Consider the following 22,101-nt stretch of genomic DNA (forward strand, 5'->3'; position numbering starts at 1 on the left):
AATAAAATGCCGGGAAATCCGTCATCCACGCCATCTTGCTGCGCAGCTAGCCGTGTTCGCCATTGCAAAACGGTCCCTGAATCGTCATGGGGACCGTGGGGTCACTATGCCGCGTGGGGTCGTTCGCACGATTCGGTGCGAATCCGCAGGCATGCCCAAGTGACGCCCGCCAAAAAAACACAGGATGGGTTTATATCGATGGGATTTCCTAAGCCCCAGGGCCTCTATGACGCGCGCAATGAACACGACGCCTGCGGTGTGGGCTTCGTCGCCCATATCAAGGGCCAGAAAAACCACGCGATCATTACCCAGGCTCTGGAGATTCTGAAAAACATCGACCACCGCGGTGCGGTGGGCGCCGACCCCTTGCTGGGCGACGGCGCGGGCATCCTGACCCAGATTCCCGACCAGCTGCTGCGCACCTGGGCCACTTCCGAGGGCCTCGAACTGCCGCAGGCGGGCGACTACGCGGTCGCCATGTGCTTCCTGCCGCAGGACGACGCCTCGCGCGAGATGATCGTCTCGGTGTTCGAGAAGTTCATCAAGAAGGAAGGCCAGCACCTGATCGGCTGGCGCGACGTGCCCGTCACCACTGACGGCCTCGGCAAGACCGTGCTCGAATCGATGCCGGTGATCCGCCAGTGCATCGTCGGGCGCGGTGAAAGCTGCGCCGACCAGAACGCCTTCGAGCGCAAGATCCTGGCGATCCGCAAGCAGACCCAGAACCCGCTGGCGGCGCTGGCCGAGAAGCATGACATGCCGGGGCTCACCGAGCTGTACATGCCCAGCTTCTCGACCCGCACGATCGTCTACAAGGGCCTGCTGCTGGCGACCCAGGTGGGCTCGTTCTACGACGACCTGCGCAACCCGGAATTCGTCTCGGCCCTCGGCCTCGTGCACCAGCGCTTCTCGACCAACACCTTCCCGAGCTGGAAGCTGGCGCACCCGTTCCGCTTCATGGCGCACAACGGCGAGATCAACACCGTTCGCGGCAACGTGAACTGGATGAATGCGCGCCGCCGCACCATGGAATCCGAGCTGCTCGGCGCCGATCTCGACAAGATGTGGCCGCTGATCCCGCACGGCCAGTCGGACACCGCGTGCCTCGACAACGCGCTCGAACTGCTGATCGCGGGCGGGTACTCCATGGTTCACGCCATGATGATCCTGGTGCCCGAGGCGTGGGCGGGCAACCCGCTGATGACCCCGGAACGCCGCGCGTTCTACGAATATCACGCCGCGCTGATGGAGCCGTGGGACGGCCCCGCCGCCGTCGCCTTCACCGATGGCCGCCAGATCGGCGCCACGCTGGACCGCAACGGGTTGCGCCCCGCGCGCTTCCTCGTCACCGACGACGACCTGTGCGTCATGGCGTCCGAGAGCGGCGTCCTTCCGATCAAGGAAGACAACATCGTGCGCAAGTGGCGTCTCCAGCCCGGCCGCATGCTGCTGATCGACTTCGAGGAAGGCCGCATCATCGAGGACGAGGAGATCAAGACCAAGCTGGCCGAGGCCGAGCCCTACGAAGAGTGGCTCGACCGCACGCAGTACAAGCTGGCCGATCTCGACGTGATCGAACCCGAACTGGCCGAGCTGCCCAAGCCAACCGGCACGCTGCTCGATCGCCAGCAGGCGTTCGGCTACACGCAGGAAGACACCACCCGCTTCCTCGAACCGATGGCCGTCAACGCCGACGATCCGCTCGGCTCGATGGGCACCGACACGCCGATCCCGGTGCTGTCGCACAAGTCGCGACTGCTCTACGACTACTTCAAGCAGAACTTCGCGCAGGTCACCAACCCGCCGATCGACCCGATCCGCGAGGAACTGGTGATGAGCCTGGTCACCATGATCGGCCCGCGCCCGAACCTGCTGGGTCATGACGCCGGGACGCACAAGCGCCTCGAAGTCAGCCAGCCGATCCTGACCGACCTTGGCCTCGCCAAGATCCGCTCGGTGGAGGCCGCGCTCGACGGCGCGTTCCGCACCGGCACCATCGACATGACCTGGGACGCCAAGACCGGCGCCGCAGGGCTTGAGCTGGCAATCAAGGAAATGTGCTGGGCCGCGACCGAAGCGGTGCTGGCGGACAAGAACATCCTGATCCTGTCCGACCGCAGCGTCGGCCCGGACCGGATCGCCATGCCCGCTCTGCTGGCGACGGCAGCCGTCCACCACCACCTCGTCCGCCAGGGCCTGCGCATGCAGACCGGCCTTGTCGTGGAAACCGGCGAAGCGCGCGAAGTGCATCACTTCTGCGCTCTGGCAGGCTACGGCGCCGAAGCGATCAATCCCTACCTCGCGCTCGAGACCATCGAGGAAATGCGGGTGCGCAAGAACCTGCCGGTCTCGGCCGAGCAGGCGGCGAAGAACTACGTCTACGCCATCGGCAAGGGCATCCGTAAGGTCATGTCCAAGATGGGCATCTCGACCTACCAGTCGTACTGCGGCGCGCAGATCTTCGACGCGGTCGGCCTGTCCACCGCGTTCGTCGACAAATACTTCTCCGGAACCGCCACCACCATCGAGGGTGCGGGCCTTGCCGAGATCGCGGAAGAAACCGTGCGCCGCCACGATGCGGCCTACGGCGACAACCCGGTCTTCAAGAACATGCTCGACGTGGGCGGCATCTACGGATCGCGCGTGCGCGGCGAGGAACATGCCTGGACCAGCGAGAACATCGGCCTGCTCCAGCACGCCGTCCGCGGCAACGTGCCTGAAAAGTACCGCGCCTTCGCGCAGACCATCAACGACCAGTCGGAGCGCATGCTCACGATCCGTGGCCTGATGGACTTCGTGCCCGGCCAGTCGATCCACATCGACGACGTCGAGCCCGCGAGCGAGATCGTGAAGCGCTTCGCCACCGGCGCGATGAGCTACGGCTCGATCAGCTGGGAAGCGCACACCACGCTGGCCGTGGCGATGAACCGCATCGGCGGCAAGTCGAACACCGGCGAAGGCGGCGAAGACCCCAAGCGCTTCAAGCCGCTGGACAACGGCGACACCATGCGCTCGTCGATCAAGCAGGTTGCTTCGGGCCGCTTCGGCGTCACCACCGAGTACCTGGTCAACGCCGACGACATCCAGATCAAGATGGCGCAGGGCGCGAAGCCCGGCGAAGGTGGCCAGCTGCCGGGCGACAAGGTGGACAAGACCATCGGCGCGACCCGTCACTCGACCCCGGGCGTCGGCCTGATCTCGCCGCCGCCGCACCACGACATCTACTCGATCGAAGACATCGCGCAGCTCATTCACGATCTCAAGAACGTGAACCCGACCAGCCGCGTCTCGGTCAAGCTGGTGTCCGAAGTGGGCGTGGGCACGGTTGCGGCTGGCGTCTCCAAGGCGCGCGCGGACCACATCACGATCTCGGGCTACGAAGGCGGCACCGGCGCTTCGCCGCTGACCTCGCTGACGCACGCGGGTTCGCCCTGGGAGATCGGCCTGGCCGAGACCCAGCAGACCCTGCTGCTCAACAACCTGCGCAGCCGCGTGGTGGTCCAGGCCGACGGCGGCCTGCGCACCGGCCGTGACGTCGCGGTTGCCGCGCTGCTCGGCGCCGAGGAATTCGGCTTCGCCACCGCGCCGCTGATCGCGGCGGGCTGCATCATGATGCGCAAGTGCCACCTCAACACCTGCCCGGTGGGTGTCGCCACGCAGAACCCGGTGCTGCGCGCGCGCTTCACCGGCCAGCCCGAGCACGTCATCAACTACTTCTTCTTCGTGGCGGAAGAACTGCGCGCGATCATGGCCGAACTCGGCTTCCGCACCATCCCCGAGATGGTCGGCCGCGTCGATCGCCTCGACATGAAGAAGGCCATCAGCCACTGGAAGGCCAAGGGCGTCGATCTCTCCAAGGTGCTCTACCAGGCACCGCTGGGCGACGGCCCCTCGCTGGGCTGGAGCGAAGTGCAGGACCACGGCCTCGAACACGCGCTGGATAACGCGCTGATCGAGGGCGCTGCCGATGCTCTGGAAAAGCGCGAAGCCGTCCGCATCGAAAAGCCCGTCATCAACGTCAACCGCACGGTCGGCGCGATGCTTTCGGGTGAAGTCGCCCGTCGCTACGGCCATGACGGCCTGCCCGACAACACGATCAACGTGAAGCTCACCGGCGTCGCCGGCCAGAGCTTCGCCGCCTGGCTTGCCCACGGCGTCACGCTCGACCTGACCGGCGATGCCAACGACTATGTCGGCAAGGGCCTCTCGGGCGGCCGCGTGATCGTGCGCCAGCCGAGCCATGTGAACCGTGACCCGCTCAAGAACATCATCGTCGGCAACACCGTGCTCTACGGCGCGATTTCCGGTGAGGCGTTCTTCAACGGCGTCGGCGGCGAGCGTTTCGCGGTCCGCAACTCGGGCGCGATCGCGGTCGTCGAAGGCTGCGGCGACCATGGCTGCGAGTACATGACCGGCGGCGTCGTGATGGTGCTGGGCAAGACCGGCCGCAACTTCGCGGCGGGCATGTCGGGCGGCATCGCCTACGTCTACGACGAGGACGGCGAGTTCGCGAAGCTGGTCAACCCCTCGATGGTGGATCTGCAGCCGATCTCCGCCGAAGCCGACGAGGACGAAGGCACGGGTCGTCCCCAGCAGCGCACCGTCTCGGTCCGCGACCTGGGCATGGGCGACATGCTGCGCCACGATGCGGAGCGCCTGCGCATCCTGCTCGAACGCCACCACCTGCACACCGGCTCGAAGCGAGCCCGCGCATTGCTCGACGATTGGGCAACCACGCTGGGCAAGTTCGTCAAGGTGATGCCGCGCGACTTCGCGAAGGCCCTGCGCCAGCAGGAGGCCGAACGCCTCGAAGCCGCCTCGGTCGCAGCAGAATAAGATTTAGGAACGTATCAAGATGGGCAAGGAAACCGGCTTCCTCGAACTCGACCGCAAGGACCGCACGTACGGTCCGGTCGAGGATCGCCTCAAGAACTACAACGAGTTCGTCGTCCCCCTCTCGCCCGAGGCGCTGAAGGCACAGGCGTCGCGCTGCATGAACTGCGGCGTGCCGCACTGCCACACCGGCTGCCCGGTCAACAACATCATCCCCGACTGGAATCACCTGGTCTACGAGGACGACTTCAAGAACGCGCTGGAAGTCCTCCACTCGACCAACAACTTCCCCGAGTTCACCGGCCGCATCTGCCCCGCCCCGTGCGAGGCGGCCTGCACGCTCAACATCATCGACGAGCCCGTGACCATCAAGTCGGTGGAATGCGCGATCGTCGACAAGGGATGGCAGGAAGGGTGGATCACGCCGCAGGTACCCGAAAAGCGCACCGGCAAGTCGGTCGCCGTCGTCGGCTCTGGCCCGGCGGGCATGGCCTGCGCCCAGCAGCTCGCCCGCGCCGGTCACTCGGTCACCCTGTTCGAGAAGAACGACCGCGTCGGCGGGCTGATGCGTTACGGCATCCCCGACTTCAAGATGGAGAAGCACCTCATCAACCGCCGCCTCGTGCAGATGATGGCGGAAGGTGTGGAGATCAAGACGTCGGTTGAAGTGGGCGTTACCGTCTCGGTCGCCTCGCTCAAGGAGAACTTCGACGCGGTGGTCTTCGCCGGCGGCGCGGAAGACCCGCGCCCGCTCGCGATCCCCGGCTTCGAGCTTCCCGGCGTGCGCTACGCGATGGAGTTCCTGACCCAGCAGAACAAGCGCAACGCCGGCGACGACGAACTGCGCGCCGCCCCGCGCGGCACCCTGTCGGCCACCGGCAAGCACGTCATCGTCATCGGCGGCGGCGATACCGGTTCGGACTGCGTCGGCACCTCCAACCGCCAGGGCGCCGCTTCGGTGACCCAGCTGGAGATCATGCCCAAGCCGCCGACGATGGAAGACAAGGCGCTGTCGTGGCCGTTCTGGCCGCTCAAGCTGCGCACCTCTTCCAGCCACGAGGAAGGTGCGACCCGCGACTGGGCCGTGCTGACCAAGCGCGTCATCGGCGACAACGACGTCAAGGGCCTCGAATGCGTCCGCGTCGAGTGGAAGGGCGGCAAGATGCAGGAGATCGAAGGCAGCGAGTTCACGCTCGAAGCCGACCTGATCTTCCTCGCCATGGGCTTCCTCGGCCCGCGCAAGGCCGGCATGCTCGACCAGTCGGGCGTCGAACTGGACGCGCGCGGCAACGTGAAGGCGAACGTCTTCGAATACCGCACCAGCGACGAGAAGATCTGGTCCTGCGGCGACATGCGCCGCGGTCAATCGCTGGTCGTTTGGGCGATTCGCGAAGGCCGCCAGTGCGCGCGTTCGGTGGACGAGGCGCTGATGGGCGTGAGCCAGCTGCCGCGCTGATTTGCGGCGTTGTCGGATTGAGAGGGGGCGTGCTGCAAGGCGCGCCCCTTTTTCGTTGCGCCTTGCCTATGGGGCTTCGACATGCTCAGCCTGAGCGGAATTTAAAGAACTGCTCTCCAACCCGCTCAGGCTGAGCTTGCCGAAGCCTTCGCCGCACGCATCACGCCCGCGCGATCACTTCTCCCGCCGCCTTGACCCCGAACCCGTCGCCCGGCTCTCTCCGCACCTAAAGGGAGACCCGTCATGCTGCTCGAAATCGCGGAAATCGAAGTACGTCCCGGAGCCGAAGACCAGTTCGCCAGCGCCATGCGTGATGCCGGGATAGCCCACCTCGCCACCTGCGAGGGCGTGGTCTCCGCCCGCTTCGGACGCGGGGTGGAGAACCCCTCGAAGTTCACCTTCAACGTCGTGTGGACATCGATGGAAGCGCACCAGAACGCCCGCACGCTTGAAGCATTCGGCAGGTTCCGGGCCTGCTTCGGTGATCTCTCGGTCGGCGGCGCGATGAGCCACTACGTGATGGACGAGGCGGTAGAGGGCCGTTCGGCCTGACTCGTCGTCCGGGACGACGAATTCGGAATCACCAGTCGATCGTGCCGCGCCCATGCTCCGCGAGAAACGCATTGGCCCGGCTGAAATGCCCGCAGCCGAAGAATCCCTGATAAGCCGACAGCGGGCTCGGATGCGGCGCCGTCAGCACCAGATGATGGCTCTCCATCAGCCCCGGCACGCTCAGTGCCTTCTTCTTCGCATGGCTGCCCCACAGCATGAATACGCAGGGCTCCGCTTTCGCCGCCACTGCCGCAACGGCCGCGTCGGTGATCGCTTCCCAGCCGCGCTTCTGGTGCGAACCGGCCTGCCCGGCCTCCACCGTCAGCGCGTTGTTGAGCAGCAGCACGCCCTGCCGCGCCCAGTGCTCCAGATTGCCGTGTCCCGGCGCCGCAACACCGCAGTCGGTCGCCAATTCCTTGTAGATGTTGACCAGCGAGGGCGGCACTTTCACCCCCTCCTGCACCGAGAACGACAGGCCATGTGCCTGCCCCGGCCCGTGGTAGGGGTCCTGCCCCAGGATCACCACGCGCACCTGATCGAGCGGGGTAAGTTCCAGAGCCCGCAGCCGGGTGCCGCGCGGGGGATAGATCACCTTGCCCGCCGCTTCCTCGGCCTTGAGCCAGCCGCCCAGCCTGCGCGCCTCGGGCGTCGCCAGCACCGGCCCCAGCGCGGAAGCCCAGCTCTCCGGAACGGCCTGGACGTCCTGTGTTGCCGACATGCCCTCAACCTTTCCGAAAAACCCGCGCGGCAGTGCGCGCGCCATTGCGAAACCGCCAGCCAGTCCCTAAGCATTTTCGGATCATGGCTGTCCATCTCCACGAAGAAGATCTCCCCGAAGGCGTGCTCGCGCCGGGTCCCGTCGCTATCGACACCGAGACCATGGGCCTCATCACCGCCCGTGACCGGCTCTGCGTCGTGCAGATTTCGGATGGCAAGGGCGACGAGCATCTCGTCCGCTTCAAGCCCGGCAGCGATTACGCCGCCCCGAACCTGAAGGCCGTTCTGGCTGATCCGGCGCGCCTGAAGCTGTACCACTTCGCCCGCTTCGACCTTGCCGCGATCGAGCATTACCTCGGCGTCACCGCCGCGCCGGTGTTCTGCACCAAGATCGCCAGCAAGATGGTGCGCACCTATACCGACCGCCACGGCCTGAAGGACCTCGTGCGCGAACTGCTTGGCAAGGAAGTGTCCAAGCAGCAGCAGTCGAGCGACTGGGGCGCCCCCGAACTCACCGAGGCGCAGAAGGACTACGCCGCGTCGGACGTGCGCTACCTGCATGCGATGCACGAAATCCTCGTGGTTCGTCTGGCGCGGGAGAACCGCACCGATCTCGCCCAGGCCTGTTTCGATTTCCTTCCGGCGCGCGCCCGACTGGACCTTGCAGGCTGGCCGGACCACGACATCTTCAGCCACGAAGCAGCCTGACCCGTCCACGGGAGTTACCTGAAAAGCCATGTCCGTCGAAGCCATCAAGATCCAGAACCGCCGTAGGCACTTCGCCGCGCCCGGCGGCTCGCATGATCGGCTCGTCGGAATGCTGGCGAAGGTGCTCCCGGCGGGTATCGGCCTTGTCGCTGCAGTGATGATCCTGGTGCCGCTGTCTCCGCGCGGCGAGATCAGCTTCCTGCTCGACCGCAACAAGGTTGCGATCACCAGCGAACGCCTGCGCGCCGACAATGCCGCCTATCGCGGCAAGGACAACAAGAACCGCGACTTCACCGTCAACGCCGGAACCGCCGTGCAGAAGAGCGCGACCACGCCGATCGTCGAGATGCTGGGCCTCAAGGCCCTGATGAACCTCAACGACGGCCCGGCTGAAATCGTCGCCCCGCGCGGCGCCTACAACTACGACAGCGAGCAGATCGCCGTCGATGGGCCGGTCAACTTCGCCGCGCCCGACGGGTACAAGATGACCACGCGCAACGTGGCCATCGACGTGAAGCAGAAGACGGCCGTGGGTACAGGGGGTGTCGATGGCACCGTGCCGACGGGCACCTTCCGTGCAGACTCGATGAAAGCCGACCTCGAGAACCGCACTGTGACCCTCGAAGGCAACGCCCGCCTGCGCATGACGCCGGGCAAACTCAGGATACCGCAATGATCGCCGCCCCCCGCATGCTCTACCGTACCGCACTGGTCCTGCCGGTGCTGGGCCTCGCCGCCCTTGCCGGGTCGCAGCAACTGGGCGCGCAGGTCTTCAACGGTCACAACTCCAACGCCCCGGTGGACTATGCCGCCGACCGCATCGAACTGCAGGACAAGCAGGATCGGGTGATCCTCTCCGGCAACGTTGACGTTAAGCAGGCGGAACTGCGCCTGCGCGCGGCACGCACGGTGGTGAACTTCACCAACCAGGGCTCAATGCAGATCCAGCGCATCACCGCGAGCGGAGGCGTTGTCGTATCCCGTCCCGACGAGACTGCGACGGGTGATGTCGGCGTCTACGACTTCAACCAGCGCATCATCACGATGACCGGCAATGCCACCATCAAGCGCAGCAACGGCGACGTCCTGCGCGGCGGACGGCTGGTAGTGGACCTCAAGAGCGGCGTGTCATCGGCGTCTGCCGGACCGAACGGACGTGTTTCGGGTACGTTTTCGGTGCCGAAGCAGAACGGGAAGTAAGTTCCGGACCTGGTTCGGATTAATGAATTAACCAAAAGACATTTTCCTACAGCCTATAATGTGCGTAATTGGTTTCGGGTATCCTTCACTTCGAGGAGTCCCGATGCCAAGCAGTCCCATTTCCGTGCCCGCCGGGTATGCGCCCGCATTTGCCATAGGCTTTGCCGCGTCGTCCGGCGGTGACCTGTCTATCGTTGAACCTAGCCGACCGCTGCCGGTCACGTCCGTCCAGCCTCCCGCATCTTCGCCGCTTACCGGAACTGTCCAGGCGCAGACAACTGCCGGTCCCTTTATTCCTGCTGCAGCCCGGCCGGTTTTCCTGACGCTCGCGGGCCTCTGGCAGGGAAATGTCATCATAGCGCGATCCACCGATGGCGGCGCGACGCTCCAGCCACTTACCCTGGCAGGCGAGCCTTGGGCCAGTTTCACTTCCAACGCCTGCGAGGCCGTCTGGGAGGAGTACGAAGCAGGAGCCGCGCTCTACCTCATCGCCGATGTGACATCCGGTTCCCTGCAATATCGCCTGTCTCAATAGACTAGCGACCCAAAGATTCATCGCACAGCTCTCGTTTGGAGAACATCCATGCCAATCGATGTAATCGCGCGCGGAATGGCCGTAGCGCAAGCGCGCTCCTTCGCCTCGAACGAACCGGGCAAAGGTGCTGCACTCATCTTCACGGAAAGCGGCGACAGCTTGCAGACCGTTTCCGAACTTTCGCTTGGTATCGCACCTGTTCTCCCGAGCGGGGGAGACGATACGGTGGCCCTGCAGGCCGCTCTATCGACCGGGTGCTTGATACTGGCCAAGGGAGCAAGTTACCAAATTACCGGAAGCCTTACGTGTCCGGCGTACCGCTGCGTCGTGATCGGTAATGGCGCGCGGCTCAACGTCAACTTCGGATCAGATTACGCCCGCCCGGTTTTCCAGAACGACAAGCAAAAGGACGTCAGTCACACTCTCATCGTTCGCGATCTTGTGATCCGCGGAAACTGCATGATCTTTGATTTTCGATACTCTTCCAACAACCCGGGTGCCGGGATGAAGATCAAAGCAAATTGCATTGACTTCAATACTCTCGACGGAAACCAGCGGCAAGGAACAGGATTAATTATATCCGACCAGATCGACTTTCTTGAAATGTCCAATATTGATATAATAAATGTCGATCAAGTATTCCAGATCGGCGGCGGAGCAGAACGTCGCGATAGCACTCAGCTATCGATGCGCCAGTTCTATATACAACAGGTAAATGGGATCGGATCCATTTCGGGTGTCGATAAATTTACCCTGGAGCAGGTAGATGCAATGACCGTGGACTCAGGCATAGCATACCTCCGATCCTGCAAGAACATTCAATGCCGATAGGTACATGTCGAAGGAATAGGTGCCCCCGGGTATTCGGCCGCCGGCGGCGCAATGCCAGCAGCAGCGCAGGGCTATGGTCATTACATCGCAAATCTCATCGAAATTGGCGTGCATTTCGATCAGTGTAAGACCATAGACCACGGCGGGACCGGCGGAACGGGAAAAGGCAGCATATACATCGGTCAAGCGTCGCTACCGAGGCTTCAGAATGTGAAGCTTACCAACTGTACACTTGCGTTGGCAATGATGGGCTCAGCCAATTGGAAGCCAATAGTCAACAGGGGGCGTTTCAAATGGAGCGGGGCCTGGCCATTCACAGCTGAAGTATCACTTCATGCAATCTCCATGCAGTACCAGGATGCCCAGATCGAAGATCCGGTCATTGATCGAACGAGCGCTGGAAATCTGCTGCCAGGCTCCACGCCGCTGAGCCTGACGGACACTGCGATATCAGGAGGCGGATCGCCTCCAACCCTGTCCGAGGTAGCGGACAGCTATAGCACGTTCACCGGCCATTCGGTGACATTCAATGCCGCAGGATACCAGATGGTCAAGGCCGTCAACGTACCACAGGGCTGGAATACCCTGATCTTCGAAGGACGCCGAACCGCTGGGCTGCCGAGGCTGTTCGCTCAGCAGACCGGCGGCAGCTTCTCCACGTTCGTCGATGCCGTACTGATTGATGCCGCCGGCGAAGACGTGACCTGGCGCCTCCCCTTCTGGAACGCAACGCCGAACCAGTCCATTAAGATCGGTTTCCTGTCTTCCGCGACAGGCGATGCACTCAATTGCACGTACATCGGCTTGGCGCGGGGCTTGCATGTTCGCAAACCGGTAACCTCGACCCTTGAAACCTTGGCGTCGCTCCCTCCCCCCAGCAACCTTTGGCTGGGCAGACAAGCCATAGTAAGAGCCAACGGAATAGCCGACAGTATATACACTTGCCTGCGTAATGCTGCCGGTAGTGCCACTTGGGTACCGCTCGGCTAGCTCGGCAAGCAGCGGCATCAGAACGCCCTGTCGTGCACCAAGACCCGCATGGTCAGGAAGATGATCTGCAGATCGCGCATGATCGTCCATCCCTCCAGGTATTCCAGGTCAGCCTGGAGGCGGTTGACGAGGTCGGATTCGTGGTCGGTCGCACCTCGGAAACCGCGCACTTGCGCCAAACCTGACAAGCCGGGCTTCAGCGAATGGCGCTGCCAATACCGCAGATCCACTTCCCAGAACAGCTTGTCGCCGGCCAGCGATCCCGTCGCATGCGGGCGCGGGCCGACAAGGCTCATGTCGCCGAGCAGCACGTTGAACAACTGCGGCAGTTCGTCGATACTGGTGCGCCGGATGAAGCGCCCCACGCGCGTGATCCGCTGGTCGTCCTTCGAAGCCGAAACTGAACCGGTGGCATCACCCAGCGACTGCGTCATCGAACGGAACTTGTACATGTTGAAGAAGCGGTTGCCGCGCCCCATGCGGCGCTGCGTAAAGAATACCGAGCCGCCATCCTGCAGCTTCACTGCCAGAGCAACAACGATCAGAAGCGGTGAGAGCGCAAGGATCGCGCCACCCGCGAACGCGACATCGAACAGGCGCTTGACGGCGCGATCGCGCAAGCCGAGCGGCCCGGCTGACACCATCAGCAGGCCGTGCTTGCCGACAACGCGTGCGCCCTGAGCACCAAGCCGCGCAACCTCGTCGTCAAGCACTTCGCCATCGACGTTAGCGCCCTTGAGCATCATGGCCCATTCCGCACGACGTCCAGCAGGACAGCTCACTATCACGCGATCAATGTTGCGCAGTACGAGACCGATACGATCCAAAGCATTCGGGTCGTTGAGATTGGGCCTCAACCCCATACCGGCAGCTGAAATGCGGATCGCTCCACGCAATTGCACCTGAGGCCCACCATCATCGATGATGAGTTCGTTGATGATGTTGTCGCCGCAACGCCAGCGCACGAAACTGCGCAATTGCAGTCGCATCCACGCGACGACGGCCATCGCCGCCAATGCCCCCCCGTTGAAGCCGGAACGCGAAACATCCGCATCGGGCCGGATCAGGAATTGCACGAAGACCACGACGAACACGGCGATGACGATCGCCACAAGCCCACGAAACACCCCTTTCCATCCGTCCTGCAGCGAGGCGGTGGAATAGGCTCCGTTGTAAAGCGCCAGTGTCAGGAAGATCGGCAGGATCAGTTGAGCATGGACAAGGCTTTCACCAAGCCCCTGCGTACCGGCAAGTATATAGCCGGTCGCCGCAAAAGCGATGAAAATCGATACGATGTCTCCCACGACCAGCGAAAGATAGCACTGCAGGCGCCTCCGCTCGAGCGACGGAGCGACGAGCAGATCATCGATATCGATCCGCTCTTTGGCGAGCGCACCTGTTGCAAACGGAGCATTCATGCTGGCAGCACTCGGGCTTGCGAATTCACGCTGAATGCCTCCCTCATCAGAACCTCAGCGCGCGCAGCATGCACGTCATGCTGCGACGCAATAGGTATATGCCCTTATGTACTGAAGAGGCAACCCGAAAAGCGGAATCGGTCAGGACGTGGTAATTGTCGGTCGTTTCGAATTAGGACGCGCGGATCTTGCGATTGTAAGAAGACCGTCAGCTAATAACAGTTCCGCGTTCTGACTGTTAGCCAGCAAAGTCTGGTGAAGCGCTACCAAGCGCGCGACCAGGCGCTCGAGACGATACCCGCGCCAGACCTGCAACTGGGCCGTCAGTGCGGGCTGATCCTTCCAGAATATCCGCCGCGCGCCGGCTTCGGCCTTGAGGAATCCCGCAACGTCGCGGCCGTCACCCAACCGGGCATTCAGGCCCGCGAGTTGCGCCGTTCTGCGTTCGAAGGCAAGCAGAAGACCGACCGGGTTCATACCCTGCTCTCGCATCCGCCTCAGTTCAGGACCAATAGCGTCACGCTTTCCCCCGAGCACCGCATCAACGAGCGGGCCGAAATCGTCATCCTCCGTCGATGCGCCGATCGCGTCGAGGTCTCCTGCCGCGACCGGCCGAGGAGTTTCGGGCGATGCGTCGAGATAAAGCGCCAGCTTAGTCACTTCCGAACGGGCGAGTCGCGTATCGAGACCTGCACCGCGCGCGATGCGTTCGGCGATCTCGCTGCCCAGCTTGAGGCCTGCAGCGTTTGCCATCGTCCGTACCGATGCGGTCGCCGAAGCCAGGTCCGGCGGATAGAACATCGCAACAAGGCCATCAGGCCGTCCCGCAAGCAGCTTGGCGGTCCGCGATTTGTCCGTGGCGCCGGTCGCGACGATCAGGACCGGGCATCCCTCGACAGCGTTTTCCAGCAGGGTCTGGACGGCATCGTGCGCCTCGTCACCCTGCGCGCGAACCCATATGTGGCGCGCGCCGCCGAACAGGGAAGTGGAACGGGCCTCATCACCGAGACGGACGGGGTCGCGGCGCAGTTCCGAACCCGACATTTCGATCCGTTCGCCGGGTTCGGGAAGCAGGGAGAGAATCTTCGCCGCTGCATCTGAAGCTCCCGACTCGTCAGGCCCGCAGAAGAAGAAAACGCGGGCATCGCGGGCAGCACGCTGGGCAAGGCCCGCGAACTCCTTCTGGGTAGCCTTCACGGCCCTTTACTGGGCAGTTTCACCGCGCAGACGCAGCGCGATGTTGGTGACGATGCGCGTGGCGATATCCTTGGACATGTTCTCCAAGGCCGTCTGCTCGGCGGCGATCGTCGCGTAGTCCGAAGAAACGACATCGATTCCCGCATCGGAGCCTGCAGTCTGGTCGAGCACGACTTCGCCGCTGCCCACCTCCACAAGCTGATAGCGTGCGCGCAACGTACGGCGCTCGCGGCCGACGGTATCGTCGGAGAGCAGCGCGAAGCTTTCCAGCTTGTCGTCGAGACGCACATCCAGCCGATACTTCGGCGCCACGCCCTTTGCACCCGAGACGCCAAGCTCGTCGACCAGCGCGTTACGCACCAGCCAGCCTGCCCTGCCCTGGATCGCCGAGACCTCGACGGCGGCAAGCCCCTGCGCGACGGCGGCATTGCCGCCGCCGGCGTACATCGGCTGCAACCCGCACCCGGCGAGCAGCATGGCGGCGGTGAGGGCGACTAAAGCCTTCACGCGACGAGATTTACCAGTCGGTCGGGCACCACGATCACCTTGCGAATTTCCGCACCATCCAGCGCACGCTGCACCTTCTCGCTGGCAAGGGCAAGCGCCTCGAGGTCTTCCTTCGAAGTGCCCTTGGCGACGGTGAGGGTATCGCGCAGCTTGCCCTTGACCTGAACGGCCACGGTGACCTCGTCATCCACCAGCAGCGCCGGATCGACCTCGGGCCAGGCGGCATCGGCGATCAGGCCCTCTCCGATCGAGGCCCAGGCCTCTTCGGCAAGGTGCGGCATCATCGGCGAAACCAGCAGCAGCAGCGTGCGAATCGCGGCGGAACGGCTGGCGGAGGGCTGGGCCTTCTCGACCGCGCCGGTCAGTTCGTAGATGCGCGCCACGGTCTTGTTGAAGCCGAGCGATTCGATGTCGCGCGCCGCAGCATCCACGGTCTGGTGAACCTTGCGGTCCAGCGCCTTGTCTTCACCCGTGGCCGCCGCATCGTACTGCGCGAACAGACGCCACAAGCGCTGGACGAAGCGGCCGCAGCCTTCGATGCCCGCTTCGGACCACGGCAGGTCGCGCTCGGGCGGGCTGTCGGACAGCATGAACCAGCGGATCGCGTCAGCGCCGTACGTCGCGACGATCTCGTCGGGATCGACGACGTTCTTCTTCGACTTCGACATCTTGATGACGCGGCCGACGATAACAGGGCGGCCAGTCGCTATCTCATATACCTTGCCGTCCCGCCGTTCGATCTCGGCTGGCGATACAAAATACTCTCGGCCAACGGGCTTATCCCAATGCTCATGGGAGCCGCCAATCTGAGTCGTGTTCTCAGGGGCAATGTCGAAGACGCTATACGTCTCATGCGTGACCATGCCCTGCGTGAACAGGCTGCCGAACGGTTCCTTGACCTCGATCTTGCCGATGCGGGCCAGCGCGCGGGTCCAGAAGCGGGCGTAGAGCAAGTGCAGGATCGCATGCTCGATGCCGCCGATGTACTGCTCCACCGGAAGCCACTCGGCAATTTTTGCCGGGTCGAACGGGCGGTCGTCAGGCTGGCTGGCAAAGCGCAGGAAGTACCACGAGCTATCGACGAAAGTGTCGAGCGTGTCGGTCTCGCGGCGGGCCGGGTGGCCGCACTGCGGGCAGTCGACATGCTTCCAGGTCGGGTGGCGCACCAGCGGGTTGCCCGGCGTCTGGAAATCGACGTCCTCGGGCAGCACGACGGGCAAGTGCTTCTTGGGCACCGGCACCACGCCGCAGACCTCGCAGTGGATGAACGGGATCGGCGTGCCCCAGTAGCGCTGGCGCGAAACGCCCCAGTCGCGCAGGCGCCACACCGTCTTGCCCTCGCCCCAGCCTTCGCCTTCAGCGCGGGCGATGACGGCGGCCTTGGCCTCCGCGACGCTCAGGCCGTTCAGGAAGTCGGAGTTCACCAGAACGCCGTCGCCCGCCTCGGACTCGCCGTCGAAGGGCTTGTCAGCCTCCTCGGCGCTCGCCGCGACGACGCGCGCGATCGGAAGCTGGTACTTGGTCGCGAATTCGAAGTCGCGCTGGTCGTGGCCCGGCACGGCCATGACCGCGCCGGTGCCGTAGTCCATCAGCACGAAGTTGGCGATGTAGACCGGCAGCTGTGCGCCCGAGAACGGGTGCTTCGCGGTGATGCCGGTATCGAAGCCCAGCTTCTCGGCCGTTTCAAGCTCTGCGGCGGTGGTGCCGCCCTGCTTGCACAGCGCGATGAAGTCCTGAACTTCGGGTCGCCCTTCGGCCGCGCCTTGCGCGATCGGGTGATCGGCGGCAACGGCAACGAAGCTTGCGCCGAAGATCGTGTCCGGGCGGGTCGAGTAGACCTCCACCTTTCCACCGGTCGAAAGGTCGAAGCTGAACTGCAGGCCCTGTGACTTCCCGATCCAGTTCTCCTGCATCGTACGGACCTTCTCGGGCCACTTGTCGAGGGTGGAGAGGCCGTCGAGCAGTTCGTCGGCGAAGTCGGTGATCTTGAGGAACCACTGGGAGAGCTTGCGCTTCTCGACCAGTGCGCCCGAGCGCCAGCCGCGCCCGTCGATCACCTGCTCGTTCGCCAGCACGGTCTGGTCGACCGGATCCCAGTTCACCGCGGATTCCTTGCGGTAGACCAGGCCGTGTTCGTACAGGTCGAGGAACAGCGCCTGTTCCTGGCCGTAATATTCCGGCTCGCAGGTCGCGATCTCGCGGCTCCAGTCGAGCGCGAAGCCCAGGCGCTTGAGCTGGGCCTTCATGTTGGCGATGTTCTCGCGCGTCCAGCCGCCGGGGTGGACGCCCTTTTCCATCGCCGCGTTCTCGGCCGGCATGCCGAAGGCGTCCCAGCCCATCGGGTGCAGGACTTCGAAGCCCTTCATCCGCTTGTAGCGCGCCAGCACGTCGCCCATCGTGTAGTTGCGGACGTGGCCGATGTGGATGCGGCCCGAGGGATACGGGAACATCTCCAGCACGTAGCTGCGCGGCTTCGTGGAAGTGTCGTCGGCGCGGAAGCTCTGCGCTTCGTCCCACGCAGCCTGCCAGCGCGTGTCCGCCTGTGCGGGATCGAACCGCTCGGTCATCTTTGTCTAAACTCCTGCGGGACCGGCCCGCCAAATGAACGGGGCGGCCGCAAGGGCCGCCCGATAATTCTTAACCGCCGATCGAATCGCGGCGCAGGTCGCGGGCACGGGTGAGGATGATGTCCTCGAGCTTCTGCACCGTCGCGGCCTGTACCGGCGCGGCGACCCAGCCACCGCCCTGCGCCACTTCGCGCACGGCGGTGACGCGCAGCGCATCGGCGCGCAGGTCCTGGTCGAGGATCGCGATCGACACCTTCACGCGCTCGGTCGGAGTCTTGGGATTCACGTACCAGTCGGTGATGATGACGCCGCCGGCGCTGTCCGACTGGAGCAGCGGCATGAACGAAACCGAATCGAGGCTGGCGCGCCACAAGTAGCTGTTCACGCCGATCGTGGTAACCTGCGAAGGCGCGAGCTTGGCCTGCTCCTTCTTCCTGCCACCGCCGCAACCGGCCAGTGCCAGCGCCGCCGCGGCGCAGATGCCCACGGTCGTCAGCGTGCGCACGGTGAAGAGGCCGTTGTCGGTGCTGGCTTTCATGTTCGTTCCCAAATCCGGTGTCAGAGGCTGCAGACGCGGCGCGCGCCGAGCCTGTCGTCAAAACGCCTCTATAACCGCCAGTGGGCCAGCGGCAAGAGCGCCTTTCCGATGCGCCGTCCCAAGCAGGGCTTGGATGAGCGCGTCCTGAACGAGCGCGCTCCTCCTTTGCCCCGCCACTCAGGCCGTGTTAATCTGCGCCGACGATCATGGCACTTCCTTTGCGGCGTTTCCGTGATGGTCGATCGGCAAGTAGCGGACAGGGGCATTCGATGAGTACCGAGCGTGAGGGCGCAACCCGGGGAGGCATGAAGGGAAGCCTGCTTCTGGCAGGCTGCGTTACCCTGCTTGCGCTGCCGAGCGCAGTTCTCGCATTCTCGACGGACTTCAAGAGCAACGCCTCGGCAACTTCCGGGCAGATCGATTCGCTTACTCCGGAAACCACTCAGGAGAACCTGTCGCAGGCGATCGCGATGCGCTCGCTCGCCAAAGGCGACCTGTTCCCTTTTACACCCGCAGGCACGCCCAATCGCTCGGATCGCGCCGTGACTGTCGCGGTGCGCGTCGATCCGGAAGCGGCACAGGCGATTATAGTTCACGGCCGCGCTCCGCTCGCACAGGCCAACCAGGATCCCGCACGCCTGCGTATCGCCCCCACCGCCTTCAACCTTGGCGTCTCGCGCGGGTACCAGAACTTCGCCCAGAATCTGGTGCCGCAGGCCACCAACAGACCGATGGCGGAACTGCCTGACCTCAAGAAATTCAGCCTGTCGCCCGGCCCGACCAAGCACGACGAATCACGCTTCAGCCCCCGCATCTCTCTCGACGAAAAGAAAGCCTCGGGCCGTGCCCCACGTACTTTCGCTGTCGATGGCAGCGAGGTCGATCTCGGCGGCGCCTATCGCGTGACGGAGAATCTCGATGTGACTGCGGGCGTGCGCTACTCGCAGGAACGCGAACGACTGGTCCCGCTGACCGATGGCAAGCAGGACAGCCAGGCCGTTTACGTGGGCACCCAGTTCAAGTTCTGATCCGAGCAATATTGCTTGCAAAATCTGCAATCAATATTGGTGCGTTTAGGTCAATAGTCGGCCTTGCGGCCGTCATAATCCTTCCATAGCCTTGTCGTCGGTGGATGCTCACAACGAAAGGCTAAGCATATGGCGCGCGTTGCAATTGTAACCGGCGGAACCCGGGGTATTGGCGAAGCTGTTTCGCTCGCACTGAAGGAACGCGGTCACACCGTCGTCGCGAATTACGCAGGCAACGAAGAAAAGGCAGCCGCCTTCACGGAGCGCACCGGCATCCCCTCCTACAAGTGGGACGTGGGTGACTTCGAGGCGACGCAGGACAGCTGCGCGCGCATCGCGTCTGAAATCGGTCCGATCGACATCGTGATCAACAACGCAGGGATCACCCGCGACGGCGTGCTCCACAAGATGAGCTTCGACGACTGGAACGACGTCATGCGCGTCAACCTCGGCGGCTGCTTCAACACCGCCAAGGCGACCTTCTCGGGCATGCGCGAGCGTGGCTGGGGCCGCATCGTCAACATCGGTTCGATCAACGGACAGGCCGGCCAGTACGGCCAGGTGAACTATGCCGCTGCAAAGAGCGGTATCCACGGGTTCACCAAGGCGCTGGCGCAGGAAGGTGCCAAGTACGGAGTGACCGTCAATGCGATCGCGCCGGGCTATATCGATACCGACATGGTCGCCGCCGTGCCGCCGCCGGTGCTGGAGAAGATCGTCGCCAAGATTCCGGTGGGTCGCCTCGGCAGCGCCTACGAGATCGCACGTGGCTGTGCCTTCCTGTGCTCGGAGAACGCGGCGTTCGTTACCGGTTCGACGCTGAGCATCAACGGCGGCCAGCATATGTACTGAGGATGGCAGGCGAATAGCCTGGCGGACTCGCATTTGGCGCAACAACAGGCGCAACTTGAACTCATCGCCCGAAAAGCGTAGAGTTAACGCCGCAAACGACACTGGCCTGTGGCCATGTGGATCAAGCCCTCGCCGCTGCAACGGCGGGGGCTTAGTCGTTTCAGGGCGTAGAGCTCAACGTCTGGGGGACACGCTGCAACGCATCCCCCACCCGTCGCCTACTTCCGGCCCTTAACCTCCACCACCTTCAGGATGAGGGTGGCAAAGGCGAACAAGGCCCCAAGGAAGAGGCACAAGTCAGCAAACGACACTGGCTTTTCCTCCAAGGGATCGACGGCAGAAGCGCCGCCGCCGAGCACCCTATAGGAAAAATCCTATGTGTTCCACATTTGTTCTCTTCGGACGTCAGACGAGTTCGGCAAGCGCCGCTGCCTCGAAGCCCTTCAATTCGCCCGCATTTCCATCACGCACCTTGGAGACCCAGTCGGGATCGGTGATGAGCGCGCGGCCAACGGCGATCAGGTCGAACTCATCGCGTTCCATGCGTTCCACGAGTCGATCGAGGCCGACGCTCGACGAGCCCTCGCCACCGAACGCAGCCATGAAATCGCCGGAAAGTCCCACTGACCCGACGCTGATGGTGGTGGCACCGGTGAGCTTCTTGGCCCAGCCGGCGAAGTTCAACCCGTTCTCGCCGTCGATCTCCGGGAACTCGGGCTCCCAGAAACGGCGCTGCGAACAGTGCAGGACGTCCACGCCCGCCTCGACCAGAGGCTGTAGCCAGTCCGCCATGAGGTCCGGAGTCTCGGCAAGGCGCGCGGCATAGTCCTGCTGCTTCCACTGGCTCAAGCGCAGGATCAGGGGATAGCCCGGCCCTACCGCCTCGCGCACCGCCGCCACGACTTCGGCCGCGAAGCGCGAACGCTCGCGAATGGTCGCGCCGCCGTAGCGGTCGGTGCGCAGGTTGCTGCCCGACCAGAAGAACTGGTCGATGAGGTAGCCATGCGCACCGTGCAGTTCGACCACGTCGAAGCCAAGCCGCTTTGCATCGGCCGCAGCACGAGCGAACGCGGCCACGCTGTCGGCGATGGCTTCCTCGCTCATCGCCTTGCCGCGCGGGACATCGGGCGCATCGTAGCCCGACGGGCTCTCGACGGGCGCATCGGGCACCCACTCGGTCATGAAGCTCTTGGTCGCGCCGGTGTGCCACAATTGCGGCCCCATGCGGCCGCCTGCTCCGTGCACCGCATCGATTACCTGCTTCCAGCCGCCCAGGGCAGGCTCACCATGGAAGAAGGGGATCCCCGGATCGTTGCGAGAGGCAGGGCGGTCGATCACCGTGCCTTCGGACAGGATCAGGCCGACACCACCTTCGGCCCGGCGGCGGTAATAAGCGGCCTGCGCCTCGCCGGGGATGCCCTCGGCGGCGAAGGCCCGGGTCATCGGCGCCATGACGATGCGGTTGGGAAGGTCCAGCGAGCCGATGCGGAACGGCTTGAACAGAACGTCGGTGGCACTTGCGGTCATTGCGGAGGAACTCCGGTTTGCTGGGGGAGCCGTTTAGGTATATATTGGATACCTGACGTCAATGAGGCACCTTATGGTGCGCAAGTATATCCAGGGATACCTTGATGCCGGAATGCGAGCATTTCTCCGTCGATTGCCCGAGCCGCCTGCTGTTCGACCAGATCGCCGACAAGTGGTCGATGATGGTGCTGACGGTCCTCGATGCCGGACCGATGCGCTTCAACGGCATCAAGCGCCATCTGGAGGGCGTGACTCAAAAGGCGCTTACCCAGTGCCTGCGGCGGCTGGAGCGCAACGGATTGCTCGAGCGACGGGTCATCGCCGCATCCCCCATCGGGGTGGAGTATGAGATCACTCCGCTGGGCCGCTCGTTGCAGACTCCGTTCAAGGCGCTGTACGGCTGGACGATCGTCAACATGCAAGACGTGGAGAAAGCTCGGGTGGAGTACGACCGGCGCCTTGTCGCCTGACCCAGTCAATTCAGGCTGAACGAAGGGTCGAGCAGCCGTAAATGCGCCTGCGTCATCAGGCTGACCGAATCTCCGATGACCGCAAGCGCATCATCGATGGCAATGCCGCACCCCACGCTCGTCGTGTGTGAAAAGCGCTGAAGCCCGCAGGGAGGCGTGGGTTTTGGTGGATATA

At 63.8% G+C, this 22,101-nt stretch carries 19 protein-coding genes; 12 read left to right on the forward strand and 7 right to left on the reverse strand.

The genetic code is table 11. The features are described 5' to 3' along the window. Window positions 1-198: 198 nt before the first annotated feature. From gltB to QRN25_RS12740, 3 genes are all read left to right on the forward strand, one after another. Entirely contained in the window at window positions 199-4,836 is a 4,638-nt protein-coding gene (gene gltB, locus QRN25_RS12730) for a glutamate synthase large subunit (protein ID WP_271182532.1), read from the forward strand. 19 nt (window positions 4,837-4,855) lie between these two features. Then, on the forward strand, window positions 4,856-6,289 hold the full coding sequence (locus QRN25_RS12735) for a glutamate synthase subunit beta (protein WP_069708567.1): 1,434 nt from the start codon (window positions 4,856-4,858) through the stop codon (window positions 6,287-6,289). Window positions 6,290-6,532: 243 nt separating this feature from the next. Next, window positions 6,533-6,841 carry a putative quinol monooxygenase gene (locus tag QRN25_RS12740; protein WP_271182533.1) on the forward strand — a complete coding sequence of 103 codons (309 nt, stop codon included), beginning with the start codon at window positions 6,533-6,535 and terminating at the stop codon, window positions 6,839-6,841. A gap of 28 nt (window positions 6,842-6,869) precedes the next feature. Here QRN25_RS12740 and ung read toward each other — a convergent pair whose 3' ends face one another. Then, the gene (gene ung / locus QRN25_RS12745) at window positions 6,870-7,559 is read right to left on the reverse strand and encodes a uracil-DNA glycosylase (RefSeq protein ID WP_037521256.1); all 690 of its coding nucleotides are present in this window, start codon (window positions 7,557-7,559) and stop codon (window positions 6,870-6,872) included. Between the two features lie 83 nt (window positions 7,560-7,642). Here ung and QRN25_RS12750 point away from each other — a divergent pair, with 83 nt between their 5' ends. The 6 genes from QRN25_RS12750 (at window position 7,643) to QRN25_RS12775 (ending at window position 11,822) form a co-directional block, all read left to right on the forward strand. Continuing rightward, the gene (locus tag QRN25_RS12750) at window positions 7,643-8,266 is read left to right on the forward strand and encodes a ribonuclease D (RefSeq protein ID WP_271182534.1); all 624 of its coding nucleotides are present in this window, start codon (window positions 7,643-7,645) and stop codon (window positions 8,264-8,266) included. 28 nt (window positions 8,267-8,294) lie between these two features. Continuing rightward, a complete protein-coding gene (gene lptC / locus QRN25_RS12755; RefSeq protein ID WP_271182535.1) occupies window positions 8,295-8,942 on the forward strand; it encodes an LPS export ABC transporter periplasmic protein LptC in 648 nt (215 codons plus the stop codon). Then, window positions 8,939-9,466 carry an LptA/OstA family protein gene (locus QRN25_RS12760; protein WP_271182536.1) on the forward strand — a complete coding sequence of 176 codons (528 nt, stop codon included), beginning with the start codon at window positions 8,939-8,941 and terminating at the stop codon, window positions 9,464-9,466. Before lptC ends, QRN25_RS12760 begins: the two co-directional genes overlap by 4 nt. Window positions 9,467-9,569: 103 nt before the next feature. After that, window positions 9,570-10,001, forward strand: coding sequence for a hypothetical protein (locus QRN25_RS12765; protein ID WP_271182537.1), 432 nt, complete (start codon window positions 9,570-9,572; stop codon window positions 9,999-10,001). 48 nt (window positions 10,002-10,049) lie between these two features. Further along, on the forward strand, window positions 10,050-10,832 hold the full coding sequence (locus QRN25_RS12770) for a hypothetical protein (RefSeq protein WP_271182538.1): 783 nt from the start codon (window positions 10,050-10,052) through the stop codon (window positions 10,830-10,832). 51 nt (window positions 10,833-10,883) lie between these two features. Beyond that, complete coding sequence (locus QRN25_RS12775) at window positions 10,884-11,822, forward strand: hypothetical protein (protein WP_285019778.1); 939 nt, start codon at window positions 10,884-10,886, stop codon at window positions 11,820-11,822. A 17-nt stretch (window positions 11,823-11,839) separates the two neighbouring features. Here QRN25_RS12775 and QRN25_RS12780 read toward each other — a convergent pair whose 3' ends face one another. The 5 genes from QRN25_RS12780 to QRN25_RS12800 all read right to left on the reverse strand — a co-directional run bounded on the left by QRN25_RS12780 (window position 11,840) and on the right by QRN25_RS12800 (window position 18,049). Further along, window positions 11,840-13,240: a sugar transferase gene (locus tag QRN25_RS12780; RefSeq protein ID WP_271182540.1), complete on the reverse strand. Its 1,401-nt coding sequence runs from the start codon at window positions 13,238-13,240 to the stop codon at window positions 11,840-11,842. A 141-nt stretch (window positions 13,241-13,381) separates the two neighbouring features. Further along, a complete protein-coding gene (gene holA / locus QRN25_RS12785) occupies window positions 13,382-14,437 on the reverse strand; it encodes a DNA polymerase III subunit delta (RefSeq protein WP_271182541.1) in 1,056 nt (351 codons plus the stop codon). 6 nt (window positions 14,438-14,443) lie between these two features. Next, the gene (lptE, locus tag QRN25_RS12790) at window positions 14,444-14,944 is read right to left on the reverse strand and encodes an LPS assembly lipoprotein LptE (RefSeq protein WP_271182542.1); all 501 of its coding nucleotides are present in this window, start codon (window positions 14,942-14,944) and stop codon (window positions 14,444-14,446) included. Continuing rightward, window positions 14,941-17,511: a leucine--tRNA ligase gene (gene leuS, locus QRN25_RS12795; RefSeq protein WP_271182543.1), complete on the reverse strand. Its 2,571-nt coding sequence runs from the start codon at window positions 17,509-17,511 to the stop codon at window positions 14,941-14,943. The genes lptE and leuS overlap by 4 nt, the downstream gene beginning before the upstream one ends. Window positions 17,512-17,581: 70 nt before the next feature. After that, on the reverse strand, window positions 17,582-18,049 hold the full coding sequence (locus tag QRN25_RS12800) for a DUF3576 domain-containing protein (RefSeq protein WP_008831529.1): 468 nt from the start codon (window positions 18,047-18,049) through the stop codon (window positions 17,582-17,584). Between the two features lie 269 nt (window positions 18,050-18,318). Here QRN25_RS12800 and QRN25_RS12805 point away from each other — a divergent pair, with 269 nt between their 5' ends. After that, window positions 18,319-19,077 (forward strand): hypothetical protein, encoded by a 759-nt coding sequence (locus QRN25_RS12805; RefSeq protein ID WP_271182544.1) that lies wholly within the window; start codon window positions 18,319-18,321, stop codon window positions 19,075-19,077. Window positions 19,078-19,206: 129 nt separating this feature from the next. Further along, complete coding sequence (gene phbB, locus QRN25_RS12810) at window positions 19,207-19,929, forward strand: acetoacetyl-CoA reductase (protein ID WP_008831527.1); 723 nt, start codon at window positions 19,207-19,209, stop codon at window positions 19,927-19,929. Between the two features lie 405 nt (window positions 19,930-20,334). Here phbB and QRN25_RS12815 read toward each other — a convergent pair whose 3' ends face one another. Continuing rightward, the gene (locus QRN25_RS12815; protein WP_271182545.1) at window positions 20,335-21,456 is read right to left on the reverse strand and encodes an NADH:flavin oxidoreductase; all 1,122 of its coding nucleotides are present in this window, start codon (window positions 21,454-21,456) and stop codon (window positions 20,335-20,337) included. Between the two features lie 104 nt (window positions 21,457-21,560). Between QRN25_RS12815 and QRN25_RS12820 the strand changes: the two genes are divergently transcribed. Next, on the forward strand, window positions 21,561-21,926 hold the full coding sequence (locus tag QRN25_RS12820) for a winged helix-turn-helix transcriptional regulator (RefSeq protein ID WP_271182546.1): 366 nt from the start codon (window positions 21,561-21,563) through the stop codon (window positions 21,924-21,926). The last annotated feature ends 175 nt before the right edge of the window (window positions 21,927-22,101 follow it).

The organism is Novosphingobium sp. fls2-241-R2A-195, from assembly GCF_030209485.1.
In the GTDB taxonomy this organism is placed as follows: Bacteria; Pseudomonadota; Alphaproteobacteria; order Sphingomonadales; family Sphingomonadaceae; genus Novosphingobium; species Novosphingobium resinovorum.